The 21058-nt window shown below is 47.5% G+C and carries 18 protein-coding genes; 5 read left to right on the top strand and 13 right to left on the bottom strand.

Annotated features, from left to right (window positions below; all coding sequences use genetic code 11):
* Positions 1 to 39 precede the first annotated feature (39 nt).
* A complete protein-coding gene (locus tag BP71_RS15875) occupies positions 40 to 639 on the bottom strand; it encodes a gluconate 2-dehydrogenase subunit 3 family protein (protein WP_496380862.1) in 600 nt (199 codons plus the stop codon).
* A 234-nt stretch (positions 640 to 873) separates the two neighbouring features.
* Complete coding sequence (locus tag BP71_RS15870; RefSeq protein WP_496380860.1) at positions 874 to 1929, bottom strand: LuxE/PaaK family acyltransferase; 1056 nt, start codon at positions 1927 to 1929, stop codon at positions 874 to 876.
* Positions 1930 to 1980: 51 nt separating this feature from the next.
* Here BP71_RS15870 and BP71_RS15865 point away from each other — a divergent pair, with 51 nt between their 5' ends.
* Together BP71_RS15865 and BP71_RS15860 are read left to right on the top strand one after the other, a co-directional pair.
* Positions 1981 to 2508 carry a hypothetical protein gene (locus BP71_RS15865; RefSeq protein ID WP_496380858.1) on the top strand — a complete coding sequence of 176 codons (528 nt, stop codon included), beginning with the start codon at positions 1981 to 1983 and terminating at the stop codon, positions 2506 to 2508.
* A 47-nt stretch (positions 2509 to 2555) separates the two neighbouring features.
* The gene (locus BP71_RS15860; RefSeq protein ID WP_496380856.1) at positions 2556 to 3080 is read left to right on the top strand and encodes a hypothetical protein; all 525 of its coding nucleotides are present in this window, start codon (positions 2556 to 2558) and stop codon (positions 3078 to 3080) included.
* Between the two features lie 15 nt (positions 3081 to 3095).
* On the opposite strand, the gene BP71_RS15855 is transcribed toward BP71_RS15860, so the two are convergent.
* On the bottom strand, positions 3096 to 4373 hold the full coding sequence (locus BP71_RS15855; protein WP_496380854.1) for a sensor histidine kinase: 1278 nt from the start codon (positions 4371 to 4373) through the stop codon (positions 3096 to 3098).
* A gap of 272 nt (positions 4374 to 4645) precedes the next feature.
* Between BP71_RS15855 and hemA the strand changes: the two genes are divergently transcribed.
* Positions 4646 to 5905, top strand: coding sequence for a glutamyl-tRNA reductase (hemA, locus tag BP71_RS15850; protein WP_496380852.1), 1260 nt, complete (start codon positions 4646 to 4648; stop codon positions 5903 to 5905).
* Positions 5906 to 6262: 357 nt separating this feature from the next.
* Here the strand turns inward: hemA and BP71_RS15845 are convergent, their stop codons facing one another.
* The 8 genes from BP71_RS15845 to BP71_RS15810 form a co-directional block, all read right to left on the bottom strand.
* Complete coding sequence (locus tag BP71_RS15845; RefSeq protein WP_496380850.1) at positions 6263 to 7591, bottom strand: DEAD/DEAH box helicase; 1329 nt, start codon at positions 7589 to 7591, stop codon at positions 6263 to 6265.
* Positions 7592 to 7669: 78 nt separating this feature from the next.
* Positions 7670 to 9070, bottom strand: a complete 1401-nt coding sequence (locus BP71_RS15840) for a glycosyltransferase family 39 protein (protein WP_496380849.1) — start codon at positions 9068 to 9070, stop codon at positions 7670 to 7672.
* Between the two features lie 87 nt (positions 9071 to 9157).
* A complete protein-coding gene (locus BP71_RS15835) occupies positions 9158 to 9799 on the bottom strand; it encodes a porin family protein (RefSeq protein ID WP_496380847.1) in 642 nt (213 codons plus the stop codon).
* Between the two features lie 204 nt (positions 9800 to 10003).
* Positions 10004 to 11059: a hypothetical protein gene (locus BP71_RS15830; RefSeq protein ID WP_496380845.1), complete on the bottom strand. Its 1056-nt coding sequence runs from the start codon at positions 11057 to 11059 to the stop codon at positions 10004 to 10006.
* A gap of 28 nt (positions 11060 to 11087) precedes the next feature.
* Complete coding sequence (locus tag BP71_RS15825; protein WP_496380843.1) at positions 11088 to 12011, bottom strand: hypothetical protein; 924 nt, start codon at positions 12009 to 12011, stop codon at positions 11088 to 11090.
* A 12-nt stretch (positions 12012 to 12023) separates the two neighbouring features.
* Positions 12024 to 12593, bottom strand: coding sequence for a phosphoribosylglycinamide formyltransferase (gene purN / locus BP71_RS15820; protein ID WP_496380841.1), 570 nt, complete (start codon positions 12591 to 12593; stop codon positions 12024 to 12026).
* Between the two features lie 130 nt (positions 12594 to 12723).
* Complete coding sequence (locus BP71_RS15815; protein WP_496380839.1) at positions 12724 to 13419, bottom strand: TapB family protein; 696 nt, start codon at positions 13417 to 13419, stop codon at positions 12724 to 12726.
* Between the two features lie 92 nt (positions 13420 to 13511).
* Positions 13512 to 14393 carry a geranylgeranylglycerol-phosphate geranylgeranyltransferase gene (locus BP71_RS15810; RefSeq protein WP_496380837.1) on the bottom strand — a complete coding sequence of 294 codons (882 nt, stop codon included), beginning with the start codon at positions 14391 to 14393 and terminating at the stop codon, positions 13512 to 13514.
* A gap of 180 nt (positions 14394 to 14573) precedes the next feature.
* Between BP71_RS15810 and bshA the strand changes: the two genes are divergently transcribed.
* Both bshA and BP71_RS15800 read left to right on the top strand, forming a co-directional pair.
* Positions 14574 to 15713: an N-acetyl-alpha-D-glucosaminyl L-malate synthase BshA gene (gene bshA, locus BP71_RS15805; protein WP_496380835.1), complete on the top strand. Its 1140-nt coding sequence runs from the start codon at positions 14574 to 14576 to the stop codon at positions 15711 to 15713.
* A 134-nt stretch (positions 15714 to 15847) separates the two neighbouring features.
* Complete coding sequence (locus BP71_RS15800) at positions 15848 to 16099, top strand: DUF4834 family protein (protein WP_496380833.1); 252 nt, start codon at positions 15848 to 15850, stop codon at positions 16097 to 16099.
* Positions 16100 to 16168: 69 nt separating this feature from the next.
* On the opposite strand, the gene carB is transcribed toward BP71_RS15800, so the two are convergent.
* The gene (carB, locus tag BP71_RS15795) at positions 16169 to 19012 is read right to left on the bottom strand and encodes a carbamoyl-phosphate synthase large subunit (protein ID WP_496381845.1); all 2844 of its coding nucleotides are present in this window, start codon (positions 19010 to 19012) and stop codon (positions 16169 to 16171) included.
* Between the two features lie 208 nt (positions 19013 to 19220).
* Positions 19221 to 21041, bottom strand: coding sequence for a BamA/TamA family outer membrane protein (locus BP71_RS15790; RefSeq protein WP_496380831.1), 1821 nt, complete (start codon positions 21039 to 21041; stop codon positions 19221 to 19223).
* Positions 21042 to 21058: the final 17 nt, after the last annotated feature.

Here is a 21058-nt window from a genome sequence, read left to right as displayed (position 1 = left end):
TGAATAGGGCCGCTGTTGGCCGATTATAGATCTCCCGGATTACATTGCCCAGGCTTTCTGGCCTGGTTTAAGATCAATGCAGCCATCATACCGGCCCGGAACGGCCACGTATTCCAAAGACTGGGTAGCACCCGGTTCGGAAGTGAAGTAGCCCAGCAATGTCAATTCTTTCATCAACCGGAAGAATGGGACACCAGCATCTGTGTATTCCTTGCCTGCTTCCGTATATTTTTTCTTTTCTTCCCCCGCTTTGGCAAGCTCGTCTTTGGCTGCTGTTTCCATCTCTTTCAGGATGGCGGTTTGTTCTTCTGGCTTCGCTTTGAGAAAGTCCTTTTTCTCGAGTTCCGATAAGCCTTTATTGAAGCTTTCCTGATCCTTGGCTGCGTAGCAATCTTTCAGCATCATTTCAATGAACTCGCCTACTTTTGCATCCTTGGCCCCGGGAGTATCGGTTTTAGGAATAATGATCTCTGCTACTTCCGAAACCAGTGCCTTACGGTCAGCCGGGAACGGGAAAGTCATTGCTGAGGAGCTTTCTGTTGACGACTTACAGCCTTCCAGAAAAGCCAGCATGGTGGGCGCAGAGAGTGTGCCACCCATTAACAGTGCCACACGACCAAGGGCATCACGTCTTTTCATCTGATATACTTAATATAGGTTAACAATCCAAAGTGTAATAATACATTTGATTAGTGCAATTTTGAATAGCCTGCTAATTTATGAAATATTCTCAGTTTTTGAATTGTTAGAATGATTCTATATAGGCTCAAAAACTGTATTCGGCTATGTCAGAGTATGGTCGGAGGGATTAAATTTTCATTAAATGTCACCGGCTGATCCGTAGAGAGAACCGATTATCCGTTAGCCAACGCTTTACAGAACCATTAAATTGCAGCCACGGATATCCGAATTATCAAAGCGCCCCATTACGTAGAATGTCCCCGGCTTCTCTCCAAATCGCCCCAGGTCCTGGGTTTCAATGAATGAGCAGGTGTCCAGGTTTGCCAGATCGACTACATTGATACCGCCGGTTTTCGATGAACCGGCGTGGTATTCACTGAGGGTGAAGGGATCGTTAATGTCCCTGAGCAGAATGCGCATGGAGTAACCCGGGGTGAACAGCCCGGAACCATGTGAGTAGCCCTGAGATAACAGCTCAGTCATCCCATATTCAGAATGGACAACGGGTACTCCGAGACTGTTGGTAAGAATATCGTGCACTTCCTCGCGGAGAAGCTCCTTCCGGCGGCCTTTCATACCACCAGTGTCCATGATGGTCAAATGCTCAACATCGTGCAGAAAAGACATATCATGCCTGCCTTCGGCAAGGTCAAGCAATGCGAACGTGACACCCAACAGCAGTATACCTTTGCCATCAGGCTTATTGATAATATATCTGAGGTTATGCAGCATCTCATCTGTGTCGTTCAGATAGAACCCCGAAAACTCGGAGCCGCTCTCCTCAATAAAATGTTGCATCATATACACGAGCGAAGAGTTGTTTCGTTCAAGGTATGACGGTAGCAGAGCCAGAATATGGAAACGGTTCAGATCACCATAGCTTTGTTGAAAAATACGATAGGAAACTGCTTTGTAAAGCGGCTCATCGTAAAGATGGTGGCTGCTGGTTGTCTGCCCGGTAGTTCCGCTGCTTTGAAAAATAACAGGTGCGTCTGTTGAATGACCAGTGGCTATCCGATGACTTTTGAAGAATTGGATAGGTAGAAAGGGGACTTCGGTTAATGCGGAGATGTTTGCCGGGACGATGCCGAGGTGTTGAATGTAAGATCGGTACACGTCGTTATACTGCGCCTGATAACGAAAAATGCGCAGTGCAAGCGCTTCGAAATCGGCCGGTTCGACAGTTACGATCTGCTCTCTGAGAGCACCCCGTATTTCAGCAATTGTTTTGTTGTTTTGAAGTTCCAATCCTGTTACTTTCGTAGGTAGTAAAAAAGCAAAGTTAAAAATAGAAGTAATATGAAGGTGAAAGTTTCCCTGTTCATGATGTTGGCCGTTGCTGCGGCGGGATGTGTGGATATTCCCGATTTCAGTGACACGCCGCGAATCGATTATAACGGGGTTTCTCAGTCAACCGAGGTCAACGATTCCACCGGTAAAAAGGTGCGGGAGAATGTGGTCATTACCGTTGATTTTGAGGACGGCGACGGCGATCTGGGAGCTTCGGCACAGGAACGTTCGGATTCCAGCTTCCTGCGCCCATACGGGAACTGGGGGAATTATGAACTGGTGACGGCGCGCCGGGAAGCCAATGGGAAATGGACGGAATCCATTCTGGCGGAAGATCAGTTCAAATGGATGCCGATTCTGAAACCGGATGGCAAACCAGGGCCGATCAAAGGTAAGCTCGATCTTAACACCAGCTTCTTGTACGGAAACAGTACCGTACCTATTTGGGTCAGATTCAAAGTTCGTATCCGTGACCGTGCATTGCGGGTGAGTAACCAGATCCAAACTGATAGCATCCAGGTACCAGGCTATCGTTGACATCGTCGTCGCAGCTGCGCAGTTCCACTCTAATCCTTAGCTATGCCATGAAGTTCGTTTACATGACCGCCCTTTCCTTAGCGATTGCGTTTATAGGATGTCAGCCTACACCAGATTTTGATTCAATCCCGAAGATCGAGTATGTAGGAATTTCAAAAACTGAGCAGACAGATCCCGTTTCCGGGAAAAAAAGTGACAGAGTGACTGTTACCGTTTCATTTGAAGATAAGGAGGGTGACCTGGGCGCTGCGGTGGAAGAATACAACGATCCTGCATTTACTTCACGATACGAGGACTGGGGCAACTACGAACTGGTGACCGTGATCAAGGAGCTGAACGGGGACTTGACCGAAATCGCTTTTACCGGAGATAAACCAAAATGGTTTCCCATTATGAAGACCGACAAGGGGACGGGTGCTATCAAAGGTAAATTAGACCTTAATTTTGATCGTCGCCATGGTAATTCAATGGTGATGATCGAACAGAAATTCAAGGTGCGTATTCGCGATCGTGCATTACATTATAGTAACCAGATCGAGACGGACTTCATTTCACTGCCCGGCTACCGCTAGCCTTCTTAAAATTATCTATTCAATGATATTCGCATTGAGGATGATTCTGAATGTTGTCCCTTTTGTCACTTCAGAGCTTTTTACGAAAAGCTTCCCGGCGTGGTAATTTTCAATTATTCTTTTAGCGAGCGTTAATCCCAATCCCCAACCCCGCTTTTTGGTACTGAACCCCGGATTGAATATTTTGCTGATCTGAGCTTTGCTCATACCCTTACCTGTGTCAGCAATGTCGATCCAGATTTCCTTAGCCCGGGGCGGCGCCTGAAGGGTGACGTGAATTTCTCCTATGCCACTCATGGCGTCCACAGCATTTTTGCAGATATTCTCGATGACCCATTCAAACAGGTTCTTATTTAAAAGCGCGGTCTGTTCCTCTGCCAGTTGGTTGTGTATCGTAAACTTCACTTTGGACGATACGCGTTTTTCGAGGTAGTTCACAAAATGCGTTACGATGGCGGCAATCGGTTCCTCTTTCAGTGTAGGGACGGAACCGATATTTGAGAACCTGGTGGTAATCATTTCCAGCCTGATGACATCCTTCTCTATTTCTTCGGCAATAGATGGGTCGAACGCGGGATCGCTTCGGAAATACTCAACCCATGCCATCAGGGACGAAAGTGGTGTGCCCAGTTGGTGTGCTGTTTCTTTTGCCAGTCCTACCCAAACGCGGTTCTGCTCGGCTTTGCGTGCAGAGCTGAATGCCAGATAGGCCAGGTAGCCGATCAGGAGCATCACCGATAATTGCAAGAAAGGGTAGTAACGAAGCTGGGTTAGCAAGAAAGAGTTGCTGTAATAAATGCGTCCTGTGCGCCCTTTTCCAAGTTCAACGGGAATGGGCGGATGTTCGAGCTTCATTTCTTCCAGCTTCTCCTGAATGATTCGTTCTCGTTCCTGACGACTGACTTTTTCGGGGAACTTGATATTCTTGTTGGGGTTTGGAAGATTATTTTCATCCACGTAGATTGCGGGGATCTGGTAGAAATTCACAGCATCTTCGATCACCTGATAGATGACATTGAAATTTTCATCTAACGGACTGTTTACCACGTAGCGCAGCCCTTCTGCATACAATTGCACCTCGCGCTCCTCGCGCTCTTCCAGCTCCTCCACGAGTTTGTCCGTATAAAACAGGGAACCAATACTCAGGATCAGCAGAATGATACCGATCATGTATTTGTAAAAGCTCTTCTGGTCATAGGTGTCCATCAGAGAACGGCGTAAACGCTGGCTATTCAGGATGGCTACCGGATGAAGTCTGAAACGTGGTTTTTCCTTTGGGGTTTCGCTAATCATTCCGAGTCGGGCACATTATGCACGATGTTAATGTTATAGTCTACAAATAACGTAAATAATTTAAGGTTAGTGGCTTCGAGGCCCTTTTAGTTGGCGTGAACGGTCATTTTACAATATGACAAAAGTCATGTTTTTGAGGCTTTGTGACCGGTTAATTTGTGCTGGTAAAGTGCAAGTTATTTAAATGCTTTCTAAATAACTGAACGGTCATTGTTCCACGTTTCTATTATGATTTTTGTGCTGTATTTTTGTGAATCGAATTAGACTAAGTGATGTATAACCAGTTCAAATCAGTAAGTTTATCACATCGGAATGCTCCTCTTGCTATCAGAGAAAAGCTTGCATTGAATGAGGCGGAAGCAAAGAGCATGATGCTTCGTCTTAAGGATTTTTTCGATATCGCCGACGTCCTCACAGTCTCTACCTGCAACCGTACCGAAATATATTATTCCTCCGCCAGCGATCTTAATGAAGAGATTATCAAGCTCCTGCTGATCGAAAAGGGAATTACGGACGGAGATTCTTTTCACCAGTATTTTGAACAATTTGCGGAAGGAGAAGCGGCGGTACAACACCTCTTCCATGTTGCGACAGGTCTTCAGTCCCAGGTAGTAGGGGACATGCAGATTCCCAATCAGATCAAACATGCCTATCAATGGTCGGCGGACATGAACATGGCCGGGCCGTTTTTACACCGGTTGTTACACACTATCTTTTTTGCCAATAAAAGGGTTGCGCAGGAAACCTTCTTTCGGGACGGCGCTGCATCTGTGTCTTACGCGGCAGTTGAATTGCTCGAAGGCCTGATGCCGAATCCTAAAATTCTTGTCGTAGGCCTCGGGGAGATTGGTACGGATGTGTGCCGCAATCTTTCGCAGAACACGGATACAGAAGTAACCCTGATAAACAGAACGCACAGCAAGGCAGAAAACCTGGGTGCAGAGCTGGGTTTCCGGGTGGCCGATTTTGCAGACATCGAAGCCGAAATTTCACGTGCCGATATTATCGTATCATCTATCCAGCGCGACGAACCTTTCTTCACGAAGGAAATGATGGTTCGCCTGCGTGGGATGTCTTTCAAATATTTCATTGACCTCTCAGTTCCCCGCAGCGTTTCTCCCGAAGTGGAGGAGGTGCCGGGCGTAATGCTCTATACCATTGATTCTATCCGCTCCAAGGCTGACGAGGCGCTTCAACGCCGTATGGACGCCGTGCCGCACGTAGAAGAGATTATCAACGAGGCGGTTGTCGAGTTCAATGACTGGTCGAGGGAGATGATCGTGTCGCCTACCATTCAGAAGCTGAAAGGAGCGCTGGAGCAGATTCGCAAAGAGGAACTGACCCGTTTTACCAAGAACCTGAGCGAATCGGAACTTGAAAAAGTAGAACGCATTACTACCAGTATGATGCAGAAGATTCTTAAACTGCCGGTACTTCAGTTGAAAGCCGCCTGTAAACGGGGTGAGGCAGAAACGCTGATCGATGTTTTGAACGATTTGTTCAACCTTGAAAAAGAAAAGGAAAGTCATTAACAGAACATAAACCTCTTCCAATATCATGGCTCCCGGAATTTTTCCGGGAGTTTTTTATTGGGCTGGCCCAAAAAAAGAGAGGGAGGCATTTGCCCCCTCTCTATGTATTACCTTACCCTCCACAATAATTAGTTGTATCCTCCAATCCGCACCGAATCCGGTTTTGGATTAGTCAGTCTACACCTTGTGCTTGCACATACGACGGGAAGACCATTTTAGATCGATCCTGTTGCAATTTTTTTAGCGAACGAGCCGCGTATTGTACTTTCCGTCTTGGGAGTGTAAGGGTTATTTTTTTAATGATTTGATAATGAAATGATTGTGAATTTTCATTTTGCGATTGACGACGCGTAAGTTTTATTTTTTTCCTGATCTTTTGATAGGCCGCCCATATTTGATCATTTTCTCCTGCGCATAATCTCTGCGGACGTTCACTTTTTTATTCTTGGCAATTTTTTCGTGAAATGCGGGTCCTACATCCTCTCGTTTGGGACGCTTCATTTCAATGTTCTTCATATCGAACTTTGGTTCCTCATCCGGCGTCAGGATCTCTGAAATCTTCAGGCTTTCGGGCAAGGGAAGAATAGGGATCTGGAAATCCATCAGTTCTTCAATCTGCTCCTGAAATGGTTTTTCCCTCTCTGTAATGAAGGAAATGGCAATACCCTTCCGATCTGCCCGCCCGGTGCGTCCGATCCTGTGAATATAATTTTCGGGCACTTCGGGAATGTCGAAATTGAAGACATGGGACACTTCCGCGACGTCGAGTCCCCGGGCAATAATATCGGTGGCGATCAGAATGCGGTAGTTCCCGGCATGAAACTGCCGGATCGTATTAAACCGGTGATTCTGATCTTTATTGGAATGGATCACCCCGATTTTGTTCAGATAACCCAGTTCGAGCTGTCCGTACAACTGGTCTGCGAGCTTCTTCGTCGCGACGAAGATCAGTACCTTGCTCATATCCTCGTTTTGATCGAGGAGCAGGTCCAGCAGGTTCACTTTTGTGTAGAAGTTGGGAACATTGTAAGCCTGCTGCTCGATGTTTTCCAGCGGAGTACCCACAGGAGCAGCTTCAATCCGGACCGGATCGTTGAAATAGTTTTTCATCAAAGCTTCCACCTCCTGCGTAATGGTAGCCGAAAAAAGAAGATTCTGGCGTCTTTGCGGCAAGAGATCCAATATGTTTTTGAGCTGTGTCCTGAAACCCAGGTTCAGCATTTCATCGACCTCGTCGATTACCAGCTTCCTGATCGATTTCGTCTTCAGGGACCCATTCATAGCGAGGTCGAACAGCCGTCCGGGGGTGGCGACCACTACATCGGCACCGCTTCTCAGTTCTGCCATCTGCACTTTAATATTCCCCCCTCCGTATACTCCCACTACTTCCAGTGTGAGATAGGCTGCCAGCTTCCGCACCTCCTCAACAACTTGTACCACAAGTTCACGGGTAGGAACGAGGATAAGCAGTTGCGGCAGGCGATCTTTGTTATATTCCAGTTGTCTCAGGGTTGGAAGCAGGTATGCGAATGTCTTCCCGGTCCCGGTTTGCGCAATGCCGCAGACGTCTTTCCCCGACATCATCACCGAGAAAACCTTTTGCTGGATTGTTGTGGGGCTTGTATATCCCGCTTCCGAGAGTGCTTTCAGGAGCGGCTTGGTGAGGTTAAAATCTTCAAAAGTCATAATTCAAGCTGTAAAAGAACAGCAAATGTACCGCTTATTCTCTTAGGTCCGGTTGTATGTTTGCCAACTGCCTCATTTTCAGAGCCGGATAAGAACCTTTGAATTGATGACCGTGTTTCTTTCAGCAGGGTCCAGAAACCGCATATCCCAAATTCGACCCGGGTAATCATAACTGCTGCCCAATATCTTCAGGTCGGGGCGGATGGCGCGGAATTCATCCAGAAAATTTTGGTGTGTATAAACCAGGCAACCTTTGGTTGCGACAAGTTGGCCGAAATCGCTGTTTTCTATAACATTGACACCGGCGTAAAACCGTAGGCTGTAAGGCGCTCCGGCCTGGTAACTGAACAAATTCCCTTCTCTCGCCCCATTTGATCTTGCCAGAATGCCCAGTTTTGCACCTGCCCTGTATTCGGCGATGTTAGGATAGAAATAGGTAGTGAGCACGAGATTTGACCCGATTGCAAAAATGACGCACCCGATGATCAGTTTCTGCCTTAACGCGGAAAAGAACACCAGCCATGTTAGAATGCTGAGTAAGGCCATGAAGTGGATCAAGCCGAAATAGTTGTTGGCCGGGAAGGAGAACCAGACCAGACAAAATAGTAATGCGACCCAGGCATAAGCGGCAACTGCATGGAGATATCCGAGCAATGCCGAAAGACTGCGTGAGGCAGGATCGGCAATGCGCACAATGTACGCGGCAGTGAGGACGGCACCCACCGGGAATGCCATGTAGATGTCAAATGTGGATCGGAGCGGGTTGAGATAGCTGAAAATGAATGGCATGATGAATGCCAGCATGCTAGCTACTTCCTGCTTTTGTGTGGCTTCTTGCCCGTGCCGGAGAAGTCGTCTGAAAAAGTCCAGCAAGGCCAGAATAAGAAAAATGGTCCAGGGGGTAAAAGTGATCAGTAATGTAAGTACAGGATCCGTGGTAACCCGTGGGAAAGAGATATCAGGCGAGCTGTTTTTGATCGTTGCCACACAAGCAGCACCCGCGACGGCAAGAACAAGGTTGATTATTTTTTTTGCGTCAATGAATGCCAGAATTTGCCACAACGTGAAAATGTAACACGCAGCCAGGTAAGTTGAATCACCGATGTCATTATTTACAAAAAAGGTGGCCTGGCTGGTCGCGAGAATCAATACCGCGAGCAGTCCGGATTCGGCGGTAAAGCATGACCTGGCCACCCGGTATGTGCTGTAGAGCGCGACCAGAATGGCTATAAATCCTGGCAGGTGTAATGCAACGCCGTTTTTTCCAAGTAACCGCATGGCGTCGGCGGAAAGTCTGATAATGGGTTCCGATAGCTCAGAATGATTGGTTTCGGAGTTGTTTTTGAGCATATCGGCAGCCAGGGCCGCAATCTGGGCGGGTACTCCTTCCGGAATCAATGTAAGCCATCCCGCAAACCAGATCAATATCGTGGCTGGCAGCGCCCATTTGGCAATCCTTAGAAAATCCTTTTGAAGCATGATCGGAATGCATTAAGAATCAACCGAACATCAAAGTAAAAGAAGGGCACTCAAAATTGGATGCCCTTCTGTTCAGGTTATAGTGTGTCAGCGCGTACGTAGTCTTCCGGTGTTCTTGTCGTAGGTTCCCAAAGGGAAACTCAGGCCTACATTGATACCCCAGTTATTGTTCTTGATATTGGAATTGTCCAGTCGGGTTACATCGATCAGCCCCAACCCGTAACGGGCATCAAAGTTCAGCCATACTTTGTTCTGCAGGCGGTAATTGAGTCCTCCGCCGAATGTGAGGCCCAGATCGAACGGGCTGTAAAACCGGTTGTTAGAGTCCCCGTTTATATTGTTGCCGTTTTTGTCTCTTGCTCCAATGAGGAAGTTGAGGTTGGGCCCCAGGAAGATTTTCGGCCTTAACCTATCTCCGTAGCGCCCAAAAAAGAACGTGGCCAGCAATGGGGCCTGAATGTAGTTCAGCGTTACTTTATCAGTCTTGTTTTTGATTTGGGCCCCTAGCTGAGTAAAAAGTAACTGGCCGCTGAATCCGAATCCTGATCTGGAACTGTAATTGTAAAAGCCGCCTACGGTCAATCCGGGTTTCCAATCGGTATTGGATACATCGCCTCTGAAGTTTGCAATAGATACCCCAGCGATCGGGCCGATGGAAACATTTTCCTGTGCTTGTGCCCGTGAGATACAAAACGTGACTACGAGCAGCAAAATAATACAATTTTTCATTAGGGTATAAGTTTGGGTGCGTTGTAGTTCGCGAAAGCAAAGTATGTGCCAATTAGCTCGTATCGCCAGATTTAATGTAACCAGCTAGCGTATAGAAGCCTGGGTAGTGATATTTATATATTTATATTTGAAAGAGTGACGAATTTCGTGGAAAAACCTCTACGTATTGTATACGTTTCCCGCAAAATCTGGGCGCTTAAATCCTTAGTCATCGGAGCCATCGCCGGGTTGTCTGGGAATCTGGTAGGTTTTGAGATAGGCTTTCAACTGCGATGGGACGGCCCAGTGTTTCAATATTTGACGGATATCCTTGATACTCACTTTAAGCTCATTGATATTGCCATTGAACCTGGCGATCACAGTAACTTTCGAATTGGCGTGTTGATAGGGTAGGCCACATATTCCTGATATCTGTTTCTGGACCGCTGTTTTTTGCTGATCCAGTTCTTCTACCTGCTCCCGGAGTATTTTGTTGTAGTAGCCCAATTGATTCTTTCCCAGTGTTCCGAGCTGGCTCCTGTCGATTTGCTCCAGTTCCATTTGAAGTTTGAGCAAGCCAAGCAGATTATTTTCCTGATAGGCCTCTGTGATGCGCTGCATGATTTCGGTTTTGTGCAGTTTTTGAGCCTCGTCACTTTCCCGGTCGGGATGAAACGATTTCACGAGTTCCATATACACGCTTCTCACCGATCGCGTCGTTCTTGCCTCGCTCGCTTCACGAATGCGTTGCTCGGCCCTTTGTTCACGTCTCTCTGCTTTGATCCGCTGCTGGTCGGCCTCGGATAGGTCATGGAACGACACCTCAGCAATTGGCTCATTTGCGCTTTCCAGCAGGAATGCGGGATCCTGGATGATCGAAGTTTCCCGGAGTCTTTCTTCTTCCAACAGAATCTCGATATCGACAGCGCTGTATTTGTTGAATAAGGGTTTGAGATCCGTGAACCCATAATGACTTATCAGCTCATAAGCGGCCTCGATGATGAGGTATTCCAGCTTGGTTTGATAGGCTTTACGGAAATGTTCGGCTTCATGGTTGCGATCCCACAATTTTACCATTTCGGCGCGATATCCCTGATATTCCCGTACCAACGGATCCAACTCGGAAGGCATTCTCCGGAACATTTCGTCATAAGCGTCGCGAAGTTCGGCCAGCTGGTGGTGGAGGGTCTCGATGGTTTCAGAAAGCTGGTTGAATTCCTTTTGCTTTTTGTTAAGCGGCTTGTCGCTTTCGGCTATATGCAGAATGGCAGTGTCAGTCATAATGTTGGGTATGAAAACCCGGAAGTGTTTAAATATTAAGCTCCTGATAAGAGATCAGGATGATGGCAACGACCGCAAGAACGAGTCCCCATTTATTGAGCGTATTCAGACGCTCCTTATAAGTAACCCAGGCTGCCAGCGCAGAGACCAGCATGGTTAGAATGTTGTAGATCGGAAAAACATAAGCAGCACTATTTCCGAATGCAGCAAGAGCAAGCAGCAGGAAGTAGAGCGACAGGAAGTTTGGCACGCCAAGCAGGAATCCGCCTGCAATGCTTCTGAATTGTAAGCGATGACCGTGTACGATCATTCTGTAAATGAGTATAAACGTGCCGATTACAACCGCTCCGAAGCAGGCGATCATCATAAAGACCGTGATCTGATCTGGCTGATAGTATCTGGATGAAAGGTAGTTGATCAGTGTATTGTTTGTTCCGGAAGCAAGAAATGTCAGAATGGGAAGGATCCATAACGCCTGGGAGGCATTCGGCTGGCCTGCACTTGTTTTCTCCGCCCCGGCAGATCCGGATGTTCTTTGGATTGCGCCCAGTGCCAGCGCGAGGAGGGCAATGGTCAGACCGAGATAGTTCAGAGTGGTAAAGTCTTTGTTGTTGTTCCTGAAAACAAACAATCCGAACAGCACGGGAATGACCAATGACATGTTGCCGGCCAGTGAAGTTGCTGTAACGCTCACTTTTTGAGCTGTAAGACCGATCAGCATAAATGCAGTTACGAACATCGCCCCCAGGGCCATGGTCAGGAGCGTTCCCTCGGATGTCCACGCGACCTTTTCAAACACGCTGAGTTCCGGGGTCAGTACCAGCCCGGTGAGGACGCAAGCGTAATAGTTGAAAACCACGGCCTGAAACGAGTCTACGCGATAGCGCGGGTACGCCCGCATGATCAGGTAGAGCGTCACCGTAAAAACAACAGCCAGCAGGAAAAACAGCATGCGGGGCGATATTTACCGGTTAGCGAGGATTTCTTCAATCACGCGGGGGTAATGTTCGTACTCCAGTGCGTGGACTTTTCGTGCTACATCTTCGGGCGAATCGGTTGGAGCTATATCGCAGCTAGCCTGAAATATCACATCGCCCTCATCATAATGCTCATTTACATAATGGATCGTGATGCCCGATTGCGTGTCACCTGCGTTGACCACAGCTTCATGTACAAAATGGCCATACATCCCTTTTCCGCCGTACTTGGGAAGCAGGGCCGGATGAATGTTGACCATTTTGTTCGGAAACAGGTCGACGAGCACCGGAGGCACAAGCATCATGAAGCCCGCCAGAACTACCAGGTCTATGCCTTCATTTTGCAGGATCTGTGGGATTTTCCCGGTGTGATAGAAGGTCTTTCTATCAAAAAAAACGACAGGTATCTGCAATTTAAGTGCCCTTTTGATTACTCCGGCCATGGGATTGTTAGTGAAAATCAGCGAAACGTCCACGTCTTCCCTGTCAGAAAAATGTTCGCAGATCTTCTGGGCGTTAGACCCTGAGCCGGAGGCAAAAATGGCAATTCTCTTCATGTAAGTGTAGTTAATAGTTGATGGATAAGGAATATCGTTGAGATTCTCTGGGCAAAGCTATAAAAAGAACGGCTTGCCCGTGTGTGGGAAGCCGTTCTTTAGGTAAATGTTAATACGCTGGTTTAAAAAATCAATAGATTTTTGCCAGTTCGCTGTATGCCATCAGTTTTCCTTTGCGATAAGTTTCGGTTTTCAGGTCCCAGATGATTCCTGGTGCGCGGTAAGAGACGGTTTGCATTTCCATTTTTACAGGAAAGCCCATGACCATGTCCATGATCATATCGGAATTGACTTTGAATGCATCATAGCTGCCTGCGGGAATAGTTAGCTTTTCCTGGCCTGTCACGGTACGGTTCCGGATAAACATATTGAAAGTGACCGGCATAGGTCCCGATTTGCCTTCCCCTTTGACTGAAGCGTCTTTCCATTTGTCGCCCACATTATATTTCGATGGATATTCGATATTGTCATAGGTGAACTTCATTTCCATGTTCTGAAATGATTTAAGTTGTTCCTGGCTGATCAGGGATGCGGCGTCGAGTGTCAGGGTATTTCCGTCACATTTCATCTGATAAGTGTTTTTCAGCTCGGATTTGCCCTTGTTGTTCAAAGACTCCATATCGATCGTCACAACGGTATTGCTGCCTTCCTTACTGACTTTGGCAATTTTATAAATCAGTTTTCCGATTGCCTTTCCTTTACCATCATAATTATTCATTTCAAATCCGCCCCCTTCTTTAAAGGCAAACCCGGCACATTCCTGTGCATATACTTTCGAACTGAGCGTGATAATGCAGACGAGGCTCCACACGATTAACTTTTTCATGATCGTAACTGAGATTTAGTTTTGGTGTGGTAAATATAAACCTTTTCATCCCGGTTTATACCTGCCGGAGACCCAGCTGAATATAAGGCGGATCAGGTCCAGATCATGGTAATCAGTCCCAGGAGCATAATGATTTTGCACAGACTGCTGATCTGTCTGAAATCCCGGCGTGTATCAGCCTGATAGAGTCTGAGCAGCAGTAGCGCAATCGGGATCAGCAGCAGCAGGAACAGCAAAGTAAGAAGATTGTTATGTAGCGCACGTGCCATCACGAATAGTGCGACTACAAATACGACGATGACCGAGTAAAGGAAAGTTTTGGTGCGCCGGATACCCCAGATGATGGGCAATGTACGGCAACCGTGGGCCTCGTCACCGCGAATGTCTTCCATATCCTTGACAACTTCACGAATCAGTGAAATGAAGAAAGAAAATACGGCGTAAATGAAGACGAGATGGCGGTTGGCCGGGTAATGCACCGTCAGGATCAGCAGGGTGAGCCCTGTCAGCAATGAAACAATAAAATTTCCGATAAACGGCAGCCGTTTGTATCGCTCGGAATAAAACCAGAGCAGTGTGATCGAAAAAACATTGATAATAAAGATATAGGGGCTGACGGCCAGCCCGAGAATGGCTCCCAGGACATTCAATACCTGATGCGCCCCAATTGCCCAGCGGCGTTTCAGATAACGGCCCACCACAACCCGCTCCGGTTTATTGACGATGTCGATCTTGATATCGAAATAATCGTTGATGATATAGCCTGCTGCCGCTATGCAGACTGTCGAAAGCGAAAGAACAAACAGGTCGACATCGCCCACAATAGCCCGCCACTCATGCCTTGGCCCGATCAGTAAAATGCGGGTGAGGTACTGGGTGAGCGCCACAATAACCAGGTTCGTCATGCGCACAAGCCGCGCACTACCGGTGACATAATCCCATGTTGTGATCTTGGGTCTCGCCGACACATTCATGAAGTTTGACGCTGGAAAAAGAAGGTTTAGACACTAAAATTATTCATTTTATCCCATTAACGACAATTATTCACATCTTTATCCATTTGGGGGATAAAAAACAGTCATTTGTTGTTAGCTATTGGAGGCCGCCGTAGGGCGGCTGTCAAGACCGGACATTCAACCATTTGCTGACCTATTATGAAAATTGGTATCGTATGCTATCCTACCTTCGGAGGAAGCGGAGTGGTAGCTACCGAACTTGGAAAAGCGCTTGCCAAAGCGGGCCACCAGGTTCATTTCATTACCTATTCCCAGCCTCAGCGGCTGGATTTTTTTAATGAGAATCTTTACTACCATGAAGTAAATATACCCGCCTATCCGTTGTTCCAGTACCCACCTTATGAATCGGCGCTTTCGAGTGAAATGGTACATGTGGTAGCTAACGCCGGGCTGGATCTCCTGCACGTGCATTATGCCATTCCACATGCTTCTTCGGCTTATTTGGCAAAACAGATCCTGGCAGCACAGGGAATTAATATCCCCGTGATCACGACCTTGCACGGAACGGACATTACGCTGGTAGGGAAAGACCCTTCTTATGAGCCGGTGGTTACTTTTAGTATCAATCAATCGGATGGCATTACAGCAGTGTCCGAATCATTGAAAAGGGACACCTATGACCACTTCAACATCACCAAAGACATTGAAGTGATCCCTAACTTCATCGACCTCGATCGTTTCAACAGACAAAAGAAAGATCATTTCAAGCTGGCGATCTGCCCGAATAATGAGAAGCTGATCGTTCATACCTCCAATTTCCGGAAGGTCAAAAGGATCGACGATGTGATTATGATCTTCGAAAAGCTCAGAAAACTGCTTCCCAGCAAGTTGTTGCTGGTTGGGGACGGTCCGGATCGCATGCGCATCGAGCGACTCTGCAAGGATCTGGATATGCTTTCGGATGTCAGATTTTTAGGCAAACTGGATGCGATCGAGGAAGTGTTGTCTGTTGCTGATCTGTTTCTGATGCCTTCCGAGTCGGAAAGTTTTGGATTGGCTGCTCTTGAGGCACTTGCTTGCGAAGTGCCTATTATCACATCTAATGCAGGCGGACTGCCTGAGCTCAACGTACACGGTGTAACAGGTTTTCTCAGCGACGTAGGAGATGTGGAGGATATGGTAAAACATGCTGCCTATATCCTAGACGACGCCAACCTGCCGACTTTCAAGACGAATGCGCTGGCAAGGGCGAGGGAGTTTGATGTTGCCAAGATCCTGCCCCATTACGAGGCCTATTATGAGCGGGTCGTGGAAAGCAGCAAGGCCATTGAGATTTGATGCCATGCCGCCCGTAATCCGATAACGCCGCTCAGTGTCCGGTTTCGTCTTTCATGAGGTTTTACTTATATTCGTGTGCTATTTATGCTACGTTTACGTTATTGATTGAGGTAAAAAAATGTTGAAAGATGAATATGGTGTTTAAAATAATTTTCATATTTCTGCTTCTGATCGCCTTCGTCCCGTTTTTCCGGCGATTTCTTTTCCACCTGCTGGTGGGCAGGCAGCTGGTCAAGCAACAGGAAAGAGCATACCGTGCACAACAGCAGCAGGAGAGAGCCCGCACCAAGCCGGGTGGTATCCGGGTGGACACCACACCACCCAACGGAAATGATTCCTCCCGGTTCAAAGGCGGAGATTATGTCGATTATGAGGAAGTGAAATAGAAGCTCTTGAAGCTATAAACAGAACGAGCCCGGATCAATTCCGGGCTCGTTCTGTTTATATGCTGAATCTTAGCGGCTCAGGTAAAGGTTCCTTTCACCGTAGATCTTCTGGAAGAATTCGTCTTCAAGATCCTTGATGAAATAGATCGCCTCACCGGTAGACTTCATTTCAGGTCCCAGTTCCTTATTCACATTAGGGAATTTGTTGAACGAGAATACCGGAATTTTGATCGCCCAGCCGTTTTTCTTTGGTTTGAAATCGAAATCCTTCACTTTTTTAACACCCAGCATCAGTTTGGTAGCGTAGTTTACGTACGGCTCTTGATAAGCCTTGCAAATAAACGGTACGGTACGTGATGCACGCGGATTGGCTTCAATCACATACACTACGCCTTCTTTTATCGCGAACTGTACGTTGATAAGTCCTTTTACATTCATTGCCAGCGCAATTTTGCGGGTGTGCTCTTCGATCTGGCGGATTTCGTCCTCTGTAAGGTCAAATGGAGGCAATGCAGCGTGTGAGTCACCGGAGTGGATACCTGCCGGCTCGATATGTTCCATGACACCGATGATGTAAGCGTCTTCACCGTCACAGATGGCATCTGCCTCCGCTTCCAGTGCGCCTTCGAGGAAGTGGTCAAGGAGGATGTTGTTGTCGGGAATGTCTTGCAGGATTTTTACTACATGTTGTTCCAGTTCCTTCTCGTTGATCACGATCTTCATGCTCTGACCACCCAATACGTAGCTGGGGCGTACAAGCAAGGGGAAGCCCAGTGTACGCGAAAGCTCAACAGCAGCATCCGAAGTTCTTACCGTTCCGAATTTCGGGAAGGGGATACCCAGATCTTCAAGCAGTGAAGAGAAACGTCCGCGATCTTCTGCCCAGTCGAGCGAGTGGTAGTCGGTACCGATGATCTTCACACCGTATTTTTCGAGCTTTTCAGCCATCTTCAAAGCGGTTTGCCCGCCCAGCTGCACGATTACGCCCTCGGGTTTTTCGTGCTCGATGATATCGAAAACATGCTCCCAGAAAACAGGTTCAAAATAGAGCTTATCAGAAATATCCGGGTCGGTCGAAACGGTTTCAGGGTTACAGTTTACCATGATTGTTTCATAACCAGCCTCTTTGGCCGCCAGTACGCCGTGTACACAGGAGTAATCGAATTCGATACCCTGGCCAATGCGGTTAGGACCTGAACCCAATACTACCACTTTCTTACGGTCGCTGACAATCGATTCGTTATCAGGAAATTCCTGCGAAGTATTGAAAGTAGAGTAATAGTAAGGTGTTTTGGCTTCGAACTCAGCCGCGCAGGTGTCAACGCACTTGTAAACACGCTTGATACCTAATGTCTTGCGGCGATCGTACACCTTGCTTTCCTTGGTGTTCAGCAAGTGGGCGATCTGACGGTCGGCGTAGCCTTTTTGTTTCGCTGTCAGGAGCAGGTCCTTTGGCAGGTCTTCGAGGTCGAATTTCTCAATTTCGTGTTCCAGTTCGATCAGTTCTTCGATCTGGCGTAGGAACCAGGCATCTATTTTGGTTAGGTTCTGAATCGTTTTGAACGACAGGCCTATTTTGAACGCGTCATATATATGGAACAGGCGGTCCCAGCTCGGATGTTGCAAGCTGTGTTTGATTGCCTCCTGGTCACGTAGCTCGCGGCCGTCGGCGCCGAGGCCGTTTCTGCGTATTTCCAGCGATTGACAAGCCTTTTGCAATGCTTCCTGGAAGTTACGTCCTATACCCATTGCTTCACCAACCGACTTCATTTGCAGACCTAAGGTGCGGTCGGCACCTTTGAATTTGTCGAAGTTCCAGCGTGGTACCTTTACGATTACGTAGTCGATTGTAGGCTCGAAGAATGCGGAAGTGCTGCCGGTGATCGGATTGATCAATTCGTCGAGGTTGTAACCGATCGCCATTTTCGCAGCGATTTTGGCAATAGGGTAACCGGTTGCCTTCGATGCGAGTGCCGATGAGCGGGAAACACGCGGATTGATCTCGATCGCAATGATCTTGTCGTCAGCCGGATTCACCGAAAACTGCACGTTACATCCACCCGCAAACTTCCCGATCCCGTTCATCATTTTGATCGAGAGATCACGCATTTGCTGGTATAATGTATCAGGAAGGGTCATTGCCGGGGCTACCGTAATGCTGTCACCGGTGTGTACACCCATCGGGTCAAAGTTCTCGATCGAACAGATGATGATGAAGTTTCCCTTGCTGTCGCGGAGCAGTTCGAGCTCATATTCCTTCCAGCCCATTACACTTTGCTCCACCAGTACTTCGTGTACAGGAGATGCATGCAGGCCATTGTTGAGGGCTTTGTCGAAGTCTTCTTCTTTTTCCACAAAACCACCCCCTGTACCACCCAGTGTAAATGAAGGGCGGATTACCAAAGGGAAGCCGATTTCCTGGGCTATCTCTTTCCCTTCCAGGAAGGAACGTGCGGTACGTCCTTCGCAGACGTTCACGCCGAGTTCCAGCATTTTCAGACGGAATTTCTCCCGGTCTTCGGTAGTTTCGATCGCCTTGATGTCCACACCGATAATCTCAATGTCATACTTTTTCCAGATACCTGCCTTATCGCAATCAATTGCCAGGTTTAGCGCCGTTTGGCCTCCCATAGTGGGAAGTACCGCATCGATGGGCTTACCCATCGCCTTGTGTTTTTCCAGAATTTCAACGATGTACTTCTTTTCCAGTGGCAACAGGTACACATGATCTGCACTGATAGGGTCAGTCATGATTGTTGCAGGATTGGAGTTGATCAGAACTACCTCAATCCCTTCTTCGCGTAGTGAACGGGCTGCCTGAGAGCCTGAGTAGTCAAACTCGCACGCCTGACCGATGACAATGGGACCTGAACCGATAATCAGAACGGAATTGATATTCGTATTTTTGGGCACAGTAAATGGAAATTTGTAGAATTGAAGGAAATACTTTAACAACTTTTGGTGTTGCCTGGCGATTTTGAGCAGGGGTACGTCCAAAAATTCCACAAAGTTAATCCTCATATCCGAAAAAGGAGGGGTTGCCACTTGAAATAACTGTAAAATTTTAAAAATGAAGGTTTAAGTGCTTGATAACCAGTATGTATTTGGTGTGATTTTCGAGTTACTGGAAAGGCGCTATTGCCGGAGCGGAGATGTCGAAGTCGCGAAGACGCAGTGGCACATTGCCGGAAGTTGCAAAGCGGGTAGGAGAGGAAAGTTCGGGTATATTGACGTAGTACCCGAAGCGCAATTGCAGTGTGTTGAATGCCAGATTTTCGTTCCGGAGGCGTAACCCGAGGCCGTAACCCTGGTAAAGCGGGCTTTCCCAGAGATGCGGCACACCATTCACCAGCCCAAGATCCGCGAAAACAAAATACGCGATCCGGAATCCTAAAAGGCTTTTATCCGAAAAGAAAACCGTTTCGGTACCGATCGTGAATTTTTTGGTTCCAATCAGCCTGTCGTTGTTGATACCCCTTATGCCACGGTCACCGCTGATATTGAGGTAGTCGAGCGGGTCCCTGTTGATTCCTTTGGCAAATTTGATATTGACAAATTGCCGGAAAAAGCTGTGTCGGAACGGGATGAGATTGCTGATATAGTTGATCTCCCCGTTAATTACGCCCTGTTGTGCTTTCCCGTTTTTGGAATAAGTACCCAGGTTGGCGAGGGTGTATAGGTAACCAAGGTTATGTGGCAGGTATTTACCGCTTGCAAACTGGATCCCGCCATAACCACGCGTTCCAAATTCCGTATTCTCACGGCCGATCGTCAATGCGAAAAGGCTGCCAACCGGTACGTCCTCCGTCCGTCCGAAGCCGTAGATCAATACGTCGCGTTTATAGTTACGGTTGGAAAACCCGAGGCTGACGAGCGTGGCAGTACGGTTCCAGTAATTTTTGTTGAGGATGGGCGATACCTCCGGGCGCTTGTCGTAATCATATTTATTATGCCTGAAAGCGGTCACAATCCGTGAGTTCTGGGCGAGTTTACTGTTGCGAAATGGAAATTTGAATGAGCGTCCGATCCAGAAATCGTAGTATTTGTAATCGGTTAGTAAAAGTCGCAGCGAGTCGGTGGTTTCCACTTCCCGTTTAAATTGCCTCGTATTATAATGTCCGAATTCCAATGCACCCGCATACTTGGTTTCAATGGTGATGAAGCGACGGTACATTCGTATGGATTGTTCTTTCAACTCACGTTCCAAAATGAAGCTTGCCTGTGCCGTAATGAAGGTTTTGCCGATGTAAGGAACCGTGTAAATGGTCCTGAACTGAAACGTGGAATCCCATTTAATGGCGGTTCGCTGCGAATGCGTAGTCCCGCGCACATTGATATTTTCAAGCCCGACCCTGAATTTTTTAAAAGAACTGAAACTCCCGGAGAAGTTGAGCGACCACGAATCTTGTATCAGCACCATCACATCGGCCATCCAGGTGACGTCCTTGCGGGGAATGACGATGATCCGCGCATCGACGAACATCCGGTTTGCACGTAGCAGCCGCTCGGTATCTTTTAATACATGTGCCTGAATATCATCTCCTTCTGAAAACAACAGGAAGGAACGCCGGATAATGCCCTCCCGGGTGTTGGTATGAACGCTTTTACTCAGAAACCTCTCCAATTGGTTCCCCTTACGCGTTGTATCATATACCGATTCGCCGAGGATATTTAGCTGCCGGATGTAAATTTTCCGGATCACCATTCCTTCGTAAGGAGTGAATGGGTTGGTTTCGATCTCCTTTACCTCCGTAATTTTTCCCTGGTTATAGACATCTCTGAACAATAAGCGGTAAACAGCCCGGGAAAACTTTGTTTTGGACATCCTCGCTTTGAGGTTGGTGTAACGGATACTGTCGCGGCTGTGCGTTTCCAGGCTGTCGGTATTTTGAGCCGAAGCAAAAAAGGAGAGCATTAAAAACAGCAACAGATATTTACACATGGACTATCCAGATTCCA

The organism is Dyadobacter ginsengisoli DSM 21015, assembly GCF_059568735.1.
The sequence above is the reverse complement of the archived record's forward strand: the minus strand, read 5'-3'. Positions and strand labels throughout refer to the sequence as shown.

Bases quoted from the DNA above. Each gene is read 5' to 3' on its own strand.
- BP71_RS15815 (WP_496380839.1), bottom strand. From the start codon at position 13,419: ATGAAAAAGTTAATCGTGTGGAGCCTCGTCTGCATTATCACGCTCAGT.
- BP71_RS15825 (WP_496380843.1), bottom strand. From the start codon at position 12,011: ATGCTGTTTTTCCTGCTGGCTGTTGTTTTTACGGTGACGCTCTACCTG.
- purN (WP_496380841.1), bottom strand. From the start codon at position 12,593: ATGAAGAGAATTGCCATTTTTGCCTCCGGCTCAGGGTCTAACGCCCAG.
- BP71_RS15830 (WP_496380845.1), bottom strand. From the start codon at position 11,059: ATGACTGACACTGCCATTCTGCATATAGCCGAAAGCGACAAGCCGCTT.
- bshA (WP_496380835.1), top strand. From the start codon at position 14,574: ATGAAAATTGGTATCGTATGCTATCCTACCTTCGGAGGAAGCGGAGTG.
- BP71_RS15860 (WP_496380856.1), top strand. From the start codon at position 2,556: ATGAAGTTCGTTTACATGACCGCCCTTTCCTTAGCGATTGCGTTTATA.
- BP71_RS15865 (WP_496380858.1), top strand. From the start codon at position 1,981: ATGAAGGTGAAAGTTTCCCTGTTCATGATGTTGGCCGTTGCTGCGGCG.
- BP71_RS15810 (WP_496380837.1), bottom strand. From the start codon at position 14,393: ATGAATGTGTCGGCGAGACCCAAGATCACAACATGGGATTATGTCACC.
- BP71_RS15845 (WP_496380850.1), bottom strand. From the start codon at position 7,591: ATGACTTTTGAAGATTTTAACCTCACCAAGCCGCTCCTGAAAGCACTC.
- BP71_RS15790 (WP_496380831.1), bottom strand. From the start codon at position 21,041: ATGTGTAAATATCTGTTGCTGTTTTTAATGCTCTCCTTTTTTGCTTCG.
- hemA (WP_496380852.1), top strand. From the start codon at position 4,646: ATGTATAACCAGTTCAAATCAGTAAGTTTATCACATCGGAATGCTCCT.
- BP71_RS15855 (WP_496380854.1), bottom strand. From the start codon at position 4,373: ATGATTAGCGAAACCCCAAAGGAAAAACCACGTTTCAGACTTCATCCG.
- BP71_RS15835 (WP_496380847.1), bottom strand. From the start codon at position 9,799: ATGAAAAATTGTATTATTTTGCTGCTCGTAGTCACGTTTTGTATCTCA.
- BP71_RS15840 (WP_496380849.1), bottom strand. From the start codon at position 9,070: ATGCTTCAAAAGGATTTTCTAAGGATTGCCAAATGGGCGCTGCCAGCC.
- BP71_RS15800 (WP_496380833.1), top strand. From the start codon at position 15,848: ATGGTGTTTAAAATAATTTTCATATTTCTGCTTCTGATCGCCTTCGTC.
- BP71_RS15875 (WP_496380862.1), bottom strand. From the start codon at position 639: ATGAAAAGACGTGATGCCCTTGGTCGTGTGGCACTGTTAATGGGTGGC.